The 9,571-nt window shown below is 60.7% G+C and carries 8 protein-coding genes; 2 read left to right on the top strand and 6 right to left on the bottom strand.

What is annotated here, in order from left to right; genetic code table 11:
• A partial coding sequence (locus CVT63_06655; protein ID PKQ27699.1) for a nitrogenase molybdenum-cofactor biosynthesis protein NifE occupies positions 1-824 on the bottom strand: 824 nt, incomplete at its 3' end.
• A gap of 228 nt (positions 825-1,052) precedes the next feature.
• On the opposite strand from CVT63_06655, the gene CVT63_06650 reads away from it, so the two are divergent.
• Positions 1,053-1,487 (top strand): universal stress protein, encoded by a 435-nt coding sequence (locus tag CVT63_06650; protein PKQ27698.1) that lies wholly within the window; start codon positions 1,053-1,055, stop codon positions 1,485-1,487.
• Positions 1,488-1,729: 242 nt separating this feature from the next.
• On the opposite strand, the gene CVT63_06645 is transcribed toward CVT63_06650, so the two are convergent.
• Together CVT63_06645 and CVT63_06640 are read right to left on the bottom strand one after the other, a co-directional pair.
• The gene (locus tag CVT63_06645) at positions 1,730-1,951 is read right to left on the bottom strand and encodes a hypothetical protein (GenBank protein ID PKQ27697.1); all 222 of its coding nucleotides are present in this window, start codon (positions 1,949-1,951) and stop codon (positions 1,730-1,732) included.
• 109 nt (positions 1,952-2,060) lie between these two features.
• Positions 2,061-6,176 carry a hypothetical protein gene (locus CVT63_06640; protein ID PKQ27696.1) on the bottom strand — a complete coding sequence of 1,372 codons (4,116 nt, stop codon included), beginning with the start codon at positions 6,174-6,176 and terminating at the stop codon, positions 2,061-2,063.
• A gap of 12 nt (positions 6,177-6,188) precedes the next feature.
• Here CVT63_06640 and CVT63_06635 point away from each other — a divergent pair, with 12 nt between their 5' ends.
• Complete coding sequence (locus tag CVT63_06635) at positions 6,189-6,383, top strand: hypothetical protein (GenBank protein ID PKQ27695.1); 195 nt, start codon at positions 6,189-6,191, stop codon at positions 6,381-6,383.
• A 26-nt stretch (positions 6,384-6,409) separates the two neighbouring features.
• On the opposite strand, the gene CVT63_06630 is transcribed toward CVT63_06635, so the two are convergent.
• The 3 genes from CVT63_06630 to CVT63_06620 form a co-directional block, all read right to left on the bottom strand.
• A complete protein-coding gene (locus CVT63_06630) occupies positions 6,410-6,730 on the bottom strand; it encodes a hypothetical protein (protein PKQ27694.1) in 321 nt (106 codons plus the stop codon).
• Positions 6,727-8,481 carry a hypothetical protein gene (locus tag CVT63_06625; protein PKQ27693.1) on the bottom strand — a complete coding sequence of 585 codons (1,755 nt, stop codon included), beginning with the start codon at positions 8,479-8,481 and terminating at the stop codon, positions 6,727-6,729. The genes CVT63_06630 and CVT63_06625 overlap by 4 nt, the downstream gene beginning before the upstream one ends.
• A gap of 75 nt (positions 8,482-8,556) precedes the next feature.
• On the bottom strand, positions 8,557-9,571 hold a 1,015-nt coding region (locus CVT63_06620; GenBank protein PKQ27692.1), incomplete at its 5' end, for a hypothetical protein.

Here is a 9,571-nt window from a genome sequence, read left to right as displayed (position 1 = left end):
ACGCCGTAGAAACTGCCTTCGAAGAAGGGTTGACCGAAGGTGTCCTGCATCTTGCGCGCCACGTTGAGCAGCGCCTTGGCGCAGACCACCATGTTCACCCTGGCCCGGTGCATGGTCTGCACTTCATGAAAGCGCGAGTCGCCGGAAAGGGTGCAGAGAATGCGCAGGCCGAGTTCGTCGAACAAGGGCGCAACATGCCAGAACTCGCCGGCGATGTTGTATTCGCCGATCAGATTGACGTCGTAGGTCGGCAGGCCGTCGGCCCGCGGCTTGGCCGGTGCCGGTTCGGCCGTGCCGATGACGTGCTTGAACATCGCTTCGCCGGCCAGCCGGTTGCCGAGATTCTTGGTGCCGTAGAAGCCGGCGGCATCGACCGGCACCACCGGCGTACCCCAGCGTTCGGTCGCCGCCTTGCAGACGGCGCCGACGTCATCGCCGATCAGCGCGGTGACGCAGGTGTTGTAAATGAAGACCGCTTTCGGCGAATAGCTGTCGATGGCCTGCTTGATGGCATGAAACAGCCGCTTCTCGCCGCGCCCCATGACCACGTCGGTTTCCGACAGGTCGGTGGTCATGCCGATCTTGTACAGCGTGACGCCGCTCGACCGCGTACCGCGGTTGTCCCAGGACGAACCGGCACAGGCAATCGGACCGTGCACGATGTGGGCAACGTCAGCAATCGGCAGCAGCGCAATCTGCGCGCCGTCGAAGGAACAGCCGCCCGCCGTGGCGCCAGGCTTGGGCTTGGCGCAGCCGGACTTTTCCTTGGTGTTGTGGCTACAGGCTGGCTCGTCGAGCAAGGCCTGGATTTCGCTGGCTTTCATGCTGTTCTCCAGAGGTCTGGATAGCAATTAGCAAGACGGGTGCCACCTTTAAGGCATTGATTTATATGAATTTAAAACCGCAGGAATTGTCGCCTTTGCGACAACCCGGGAATCTATCGACAAAAACCCGGCGCCTTGGGCAATATGCCTAACGAAAATCGCCGGCGACTTCTACAGTAATAAAGAGAACGTATTGCATGGCCCGCCACCGGGCCAAGGGAGGCGCCAATGAAGTCCGTACTGCTCCCCGTCGACGGCTCGAAGCATGCCTTTGCCGCCGCGCTCTATGTGGTTCAGTTTGCCAGGCTGCACGGCGAGCTTGAGGTGCATGTCCTCAACGTCGAACCGCCCCCCGTCGCCTGGCAAACCCACGGCATGGAAGAACACGCCATCGAGGAGATCCTGGCTGCCCGGGCGAATATCGTGCAGAAGCCCGTCGTTGCCGCCTTGAGCGCGGCCGGCATTCGCCATGAATCCCATGTCCGGCTCGGCGATACGGCGGAAGTCATCGTCGCCATGGCCGACGAACTCGGTTGCGACACCATCGTCATGGGCACGCGCGGCCTCGGCGGCCTGGCCGCCCTCGCCCTCGGCTCGGTAACGCGCAAGGTGCTGCACCTGACGAGCAAACCGGTGGTCTGCATCAAGGCAGACGACGACTGAAACAACCCCGCCCAGACAACTGACGCGAAACCGGACTTCCGACAGTCAACCGGAAATATGGGGCAAAAATGAAATTGGGGCGGCGTCGGGTTCCTACGGTCAACCGGAAAAAAGGGCGGAAATTGGAATCGGGTTGAAGCGCGGCGGTGGAGGAGAAAGTCAAATCAGACTAACTCGATTAGGACGGAGCAAATTGCTGGATTGCAAGACCTGACCCCGCGCCTTCGCTTATCGACCGTTTGTTAGCGGAGCTTTGCAAGAAGCTCGTCCAATAAAGCCAAGTTTTGTTCGACGGCTTCAGTCGTAGCATCTTTCTTAAATCGCTGAGCATCAGCATAGTCCGTAACGGAAAATGGAGACACGAACACTGGTCCAATGCCGATCTCTATACTGGCAAAGTAATTTCTTACATCGATGGGGATTAGATAGCGAAAAACATGCTTTCTATCGATAAGAAACACCATAGAAAACCGCTCACCTTCTATGCAGTCTCCTCCGACCATACTGCAAAATCTACCGCGTGTCTGATAGTAATTTTCGACGCAGTTGATTAGTAAAAACCGACTGGACTCATCATTTTTTAACTGCACGATAAAAACCCCCTTCATAGACAAGTGAATAGCCATTATTTAGCAAATACTGAAACTCTTGATGAGTAAAAGAGCCTGGCTTGACCTGCGTTGCATCTTTTGGATTCTCGGTAAATGCAAAGCTCTTTCCCTGAGCAATCTGGTTATCCAGAAATTGCTTATTGACCGACCACATTTTATCGACACCAAGCTGCAACTCAGCCTCACTCCAAGTCTTTCCCGGAAACTCGAAATAAGTTGCGCCCTGTGCCCGAGCGACTAGCTCGTAAGAGCTAGCGTCACCCTTAACGTATTTACCCAGTATGACGGTATCGGCATTTGGATTTTGCGTCGCCCTTTCTGCCAACTGACTAACGCGATATTGCACCATGTCTGAAGCAACCGGCCAGTCTCTGTATAGATTCAAATCAATCTTCGTCTGCGCAATTGCCTTCTCTGCAGCCACCGCCGCTTTAGCCTCCGCAATCGCCCCCTTGAGCATACCAATCCGCCCATTGATCGAAGCGCTACTGACGCCTTTCCCGCTGAGTCGGGCGCCGCCCAGGGCATCGCCGAAGCCGGCGATGGTTTCCTTTTGATATAGCGGGTTGAGCAGGCCGACGCTGCCCATGTCGAGAATCTGCGCCTGGGTCGCTTTCAGTAGATACAGGTCTCGCGTTTCGAGGCGGTCGATCTGGTTTAGCAGGTCGGCGCGCAGATTCATGTTTTCCGGGGTGAGAGGCAGGGCTTTGAATTGCTCAAACAACACGGCTTCCTGCTGAGCGATATCCAACCGTGTGGTGCGCAATTCCGCCAGGACGGTTTGTTGCACGACGGCCGGTTGGGTACGCATGTCGCCGAAGTCACGGGCGGCGGCGTCGAGCGCAAAGTCCGAGCCGGTCTGGTATTTCTGTTCGAGGTTTTGGGCATCGTTCGGCAAGTAAGCCTTGTTCATGGCCAGGTCGATTTCGGCTTTCACCAACGGATTGCTCTTGCTGTACTGGGCAAACATGGCCTGGTTGTCGCGCTGGGCCGCGTCGGCTGAGAACAGTTGGTAGGTTTGCCCGGTCATTGCATCGACCATGGTCTTGCCCAGACCGCTCTCTTGCAGAAAGGCTTGCGCGTCCGGATTGTTGCTACCCAATCGCTCATCCCATGCGCTGTCGAAATTCTGTTCGAGCGCCGTCATGGTGTCGCTCCCGGTCAGGCTGGCGGCGAGCAGGGTGCTCATACTAGCGATGGCGTTGCCGAGCTGGCCTCTGAGCTTGAGGTTCTGGCTGAGTTCTGAAGCATCGGCGGCTTGACTGACGGGGGCAAGGGCTTCGGCGATGGCGCCGCCCAAAGCGGCGGAGCCGCAGTCGTTGCCTTGGACGCTGGCGGCGGCGCACTGGACGACGGCGTGGGCGACGATCTTGGCGGCGGAGCCGGGCGCCATGCCGTATTCCTTGCCCCAATCCCCGATCTCGCTGGTCAGCGATTGGGCGAGCGCGCTGATCAGCGCCGTCTTCGCGGTTTCTTCGAGCGGCTGGCCGTAGACGAGACTATTGACGCCGGCACCGACCATGGCTTGCGTCGCGTAGGTGGTGAAGCGGCTGGCGAAGGTGGTGTTGGTAGCGGGGTTGGGCAGGTTGAGACCACTGGTCACGCCGGCCGTCACACCGGCGGTCAGCACGCTGGCGAGGAGTTGCTGGATGTTTTCGTCGCTGCTCAGGTCTTCAAGCGTTTTGCCGACATCGCCCTGGTTGTTGATGAGGCTGACGGCGGCCTGGCTGGCCAGGGTGGTGATGGCGGCGGTGGTGGCGGCAGCGACGGCGGTGCCGGTCGTCGTCAGCACGGCGGCCCCGGTGGAGGTTACCGCTCCGGTCGTCATCCCGGCCCCGCTCGCTACGGCAGTCCCCGCCGCCGAGGCAGCCCCCCAGGTCAGAATCGTCACCACAATGGCCACCACAATCCCGCCCTCCGGGGTCAGCCCGGACTGCTTGTAATCCCAGTTGTCGTGCACCAGTTGAACGGTTTTCCAATCAACGTCGGTGCGCTTCGTCAGGTCGTCGAGCCAGGCCATGCCGGGTTGTTTTGCGAGTTCGTGGGCTTGGGCTTTGAGGTCGAGGGTGAGGGTGGCTGGCGGCTGGGCGGCTTCGCCGGAAGCGCCTGCTTTCTTTGCTTCCTGGGCCGTGCCGGGCAAGGCGACGGCATCGACGACGAGGCCGCCGGTGGCGTTGAGGGCGGGTTTTACTTCTGTTCCGGATTCCGTTTTCGGGCGATTTTCCGGGTTGACCGTGGGATCGCTCGTCGCCGGGGCTTTGAGCAGGATTTCCGGCATCTTGAGGGTGTCGTTGTTACCGCCCTGCCCGGCCATGCTTTGCCACATGAAGCTGTGGTCGCTGCCGGATATGCTGCGGCTGCGGTTTTCTTTGACGCCCTGGAGGATGAGCTTGGCCTCCGGGTCAATGGCGTCGCCGTTGATCTCGCCGGCCGTGACGGTCAGGCTGTTGCCGTCGATGACCGGGGCTTGCAGGGTGGAGTTGCTGCCGGACTGGAGTTGAATGTCGCCACCACTCAGTTGGCTTTGGGCGGCGGTGCGGCCGCTGTCGGCGACTTCGCCATCGATCTTGTCTTTGACCCGGCCTGGGCTGACGTAGGAGTTGGGGGTGATCAGGCCCAAGCTGTTCTGGATGCCGTTCTTGCCCTGGAAGGGTTGGATGACGGTGTCGATGCCGAGCACGCTGTTGCGGTATTCGCGGGTTTGCTTGCGTTCGTCTACGTTGGTGGCGGCGAGGATGTTGATGTCGCGGCCGGCGGTGAGGTTGAGTTGGTGGGTGCCTTCGACTTGGCTGGCCGAGACGGCGAGGTCGTTGCTGGCGATGAGGGTGGTGTTTTTGCCGGTGAGTTGGCTGCCGATCTGGCGGACCTGGTTGATGTCTTCGGTTTCCTTGAGGCGCTTCTTGCCGAGACCGAAGGTGTTGGTCCGTTGGTCGGTGCGGGTTTGGCTCGAGGTCAGGGTTTGTTCGGCCGAGACGATGTTGAGGTCGTTGCCGGCGGTGATCTGGAGTTGGTTCTCTGCAGCGAGCTTGGCGGCTTCGAGGGTGGTGTCGCGCCGGGACTGGAGGGTGAGGTTCTGGCCGGTGATCTGGCTGGCGATGACGTCGTTTTGTTCTTGCGTGAAACTGCTGTTGGTGCTGCGGCCGGTGGCGGCGAGTGCTTTGGCGATGGAGAAGCCGAAGCCGGGGCGTTTGCTTTTGCTTTCGTGGTGGGTGGCTTCGTCGATGGTTTGGGTGCGTTGGCCGGCCAGGATGGCGATGTCGTTGCCGGCGCTCAGGCTGACGTTGCCGGTGGATTGGATGTCGATGGCTTTGGCGCTGAGGTCGTTACCGGCCATCAGCGTGAGGTCGCCGTTGGTTTGGATTTGGGTGCCGATGTCGGCGCTGCGGGTCGTGTTGAGATGGTTGCGGCCGTCGAAGACGATGGACTGCGCATGGCGCTCGGTGACGACGCCGAGGCTGAGGTTGTTGCCGGCGGCGAGCGTGGTGCTGCCGCTGCCGGCGTTGTCGATGACGGCGCCGTTGAGGTTGAGGTCGTGGCCGGCGATGGCGCTCAGGGTGCCGCTACTGCCGGTGAGGTAGAGGCCGGCGATGCGGTCGATATTGGTGCGGCTGCCTTGCCCGGTGCTTTGCGTGCGCGTCGTGCTGGCGACGGTGAGGTCGTGGCCGGCTTGCAGGCTGAGGTTGTCAACGGCGTCGATGCGCCCGCCGAGATTGTTGAGGTCGGTTTGGGCGGCGAGGCTGACGCTGTCGGCGCGAATGGTGCCGAGGTTGTGGATGTTGTTGGCGGCGAGCTGGATGATGTGCCGGCCGGCGACGGTGCCGGCGTTGGTGAGATCGCCGGTGAGGTTGAGCTGGAGGTTGTTGGCGGCGAAGAGGGCGCCGCCGGGGCTGAGGTCGCCGGTGCGCGGCGCGAGGTAGAGCTGTGGGGCGAGGACTTTCTGGGTAGTGCCGTCGGCGAGTTTCACTTCGCTCTCGATGAGCCAGACGATGTCGCTGGTGAGTTGGGCGATCTGGGCGGCGGTGAGGGCAATGCCGGGGACGAGTTGCCAGGCTTGGGCGACGGTGACGGCGCTGGTCATGAGGGCGCGGTATTGGGCTTCGTCGTTGGCGTAGCCCTCGAGAAACCGTCGCCCGGTGAGTTGGGCAACTTGCTCGCGCAGGCGCTTTTGTTCGTAGTAGCCGTCGCCGAGACGTTTTTGGGTGGCTCCTACGGTCAACCGGAAAAAGGGGCGGAAATTGGAATGGGGGGAGGTACGGCGGTGGGGGAGAAAGTCAAATCAACCTGACCCCATTAGCGCTGCTCCTTTTTTCCTCACATTGAGAATGAAGCGATTTCGACCATTGCAAATCGTAACCAATCTGCATCTTCATCAGTTGCCAACATATCGATTGGGCGTCGTTTCTTCGGGAACCAGAATTTCCTTTTCAGATCGAGGTGCTTTAATGGGTAGTAAAACCATGCCGGCGCCTCGTTGTGAAATAAAACCCAGGCCATCATGGCAATATCCAGATGCTTGGGGGGGACAATTTCTTTCAGCTTGCGAACCGTTTCATTGTCTTCCCACGGAATTCCTAATTCCGCAGCACGGTTTAGGTCACACAGGAGTGCCTTATCCCAACCAAGAGGTCTCATCTTGCACCTCCTCCGGTTCGCAACGGACTAAAGGAAACGAGGTTGCCCCCTGAGGAACTTTGGGCCGAGGGGGCCAAGATGCCCTGATACCCCTGATCCCTTGCCCAGGCGCTAATTCGCTGAGTGGCCGAATAGGCGCTGCCACCGTGCTCGGCCTGAGTAATGTCTGAAAGGCTTACCCCAAGTGCTTGGCGTGCCGCTGGGTTGGTCAGGTCAAGTACGTTGTTCATGACAACGCTATTGGTTACCAAGACCCTGCCACTCAACGGGCCGTAGCTTGACACCTCTGCGGCTGCTGTCGGTGCCGTTGTTCCACTATAGAGCGCACCGATACCTGATTCTGAGTAACGCATATTTCTCTCAATATTTCCGGGCCAAATTTGCCAAGCGCCACTGGCTTGATCTGGCAATGTATATCGATAAACCGTACCTTCATACTGGCTGACGCTGGTTCCTGTATAGGTTCCCCGAACCCAGGCATTTGCCGCCATCTGTGCGTCAACAGCCCGGGCAGCGATAACTGCTTGCGTTGCGCCGGGCAACAAACCGCCGATAGCATAGGCGACGGCAGCGGTTTGAGGGGATAAGCCGAGTGATTGCAGCACCTGCTCACCATAAGGTGTCGTTTTCTGCCCTGAGGCAGTTTGCTGCAATCCTGCCAGGGCATAGTCCAAGCTAATCGTGCCGGTAATAGCCCCGGCAGCGCATCCGAAGCCGGACGAGCATAGTGCCCCACTACCCACGACTCCGGCTGTTCCTCCAACGGTTTGGGCGGCCCCGACAAGACGAGTTCCCACTTGATTGGCAGTGAACGAATCCGTTAACTGCTGCCCCCAAGTGTATTGGAATAATGAGCCATAGGCTCGGCCGTCCCAGCCGCTTTGCTGCTTGAGTAAATTTTGTTCCGCAGTGAGTTTGCCCCCCGCATCTTGCAGCGCGTTCAAGGCAGCGTAACCGGGATCAGTTTGAGGAATGCCATCGGCGCACCGGACCAATGCGCAAGCCGCCGCCGTCAACCGCGCTGCTTTCTGCGGATCGCCGTTGGCTAGTTCTTTAATTCGCTGAGTTTCTGCGGGATGCAACTGCCGATTGTAATAATCCACCATCTGCGCCCCACCGAGCGCCGTCATGGTGTCGCTGCCGGTCAGGCTGGCGGCGAGCAGGGTGCTCATGCTGGCGATGGCGTTGCCGATCTGGCCTCTGAGCTTGAGGTTCTGGCTGAGTTCTGAAGCGTCGGCAGCTTGACTGACGGGGGCGAGGGCTTCGGCGATGGCGCCGCCCAAGGCGGCGGAGCCGCAGTCGGCGCCTTGGACGCTGGCGGCGGCGCACTGGACAACGGCATGGGCGACGATCTTGGCGGCAGAGCCGGGTTGGAGGCCGTATTCCTTGCCCCAGTCCCCGATCTCGCTGGTCAGCGATTGGGCGAGCGCGCCGATCAGCGCGGTCTTCGCGGTTTCTTCGAGCGGCTGACCGTAGACGAGGCTCTTGACCCCGGCACCGACCATGGCTTGCGTCGCATAAGTGGTGAAGCGGCTGGCGAAGGTGGTGTTGGCGGCAGGATTGGGCAGGTTGAGACCACTGGTCACGCCGGCCGTCAGACCGGCGGTGAGCACGCTGGCGAGGAGTTGCTGGATGCTTTGGTCGCTGCCTAGGTCGTTCAGCGTTTTACCGACATCGCCCTGGTTGTTGATGAGGCTGACGGCGGCTTGACTGGCCTCGCCCTCGGCTCGGTGACGCGCAAGGTGCTGCACCTGACGAGCAAGCCGGTGGTCTGCATCAAGGCAGACGACTGAAACGGGATGGCGCCGGCCATCCCTTGTTTCAAATTACAGGACGACCTTGTCGCTGAGTGTGGCAAGCAGTTTGGGGCCGACGCCCTTGACCTTGCCGAGTTCGTTGAGCGCCGCGTAGGGACGCCCGGCAACGATGGCCTTGGCCACGGTGGCGGTCAGCCCCTTGATGGCGAGCAGTTCGGTCTCGCTGGCGGTGTTGATGGCAATGCCCTTGGCGGCCGCTGCCTTGGTTTTTTTGGCGGAGGCCTTGTCGGCCGGCTTGGCCTTGTTGACCTTGTCGGCTACCGGCTTCGCTTCAGGCTTGGACTTCGCCTTGGCCTTCGGGGCAGCCGCCTTGGGCTTGACCGGCATTTCGAGCGAAAGATTGCAGTAGTCGCGCGTCACGTAGCCGAGCGGCCCCCATTCGCGCAGCATCAGGGTCAGGACGCCGGGGCCTTCCGGCGCCGCGGCGGGGACGACGAAATGGCTGTCGACCTGGCCACTGCCGCCGCCGAGCACGCCGAGGATGACGCTGGCGACCGGGATGCCCTGCCAGCTGCCACCGGCATAAGGCGCATCGAGCGCCCACAGTTCGAGGGCCAGGGTACCGCTCAGGTTGTCTTCGGCACGCGGGTTTTCAATGGCATCGACCTTGATCGTCGCCTGGCCGTCGGCCAGCGCTACGCTGACGTTGCCCGCCAGCTTGGGCTGCACGAAGCTCTCGGCACGCGGATAAACGGCCACGTCAGCCACCATCGGCAGGCCGTTCTCGTCCCAGAAAACCAGGGCCAGCGCGACGTTCTGCTCGTCGGACCCGGCCGGCGGCGTGGCGGCGACGGTTGCCGCCAGGCTTTGCTGGCCGGCCGCGGGATAGACGGTGAGTTCGGCCACCTTGACGCCGGCCAGTTGCCGATCCGGAAAAGCCGTTGCGCTGCTCCACAACTGCAGCGCCCATTGCGATGCGGCGCCCAGCGCGGCATCGGAAAAGTTCAGTTCGGCATTGATCTGGACGGAATCGCCATCAAAAAGATAGCCATGCGTTTCGCCAATGCGGGCCAGGGCATTTCCG

The sequence above is a fragment of the Candidatus Anoxymicrobium japonicum genome (assembly GCA_002843005.1).
Lineage (GTDB): Bacteria > Actinomycetota > Geothermincolia > Fen-727 > Anoxymicrobiaceae > Anoxymicrobium > Anoxymicrobium japonicum.
Note: the sequence above shows the minus strand (reverse complement) of the source record. Positions and strands in the feature narration are given on the sequence as shown.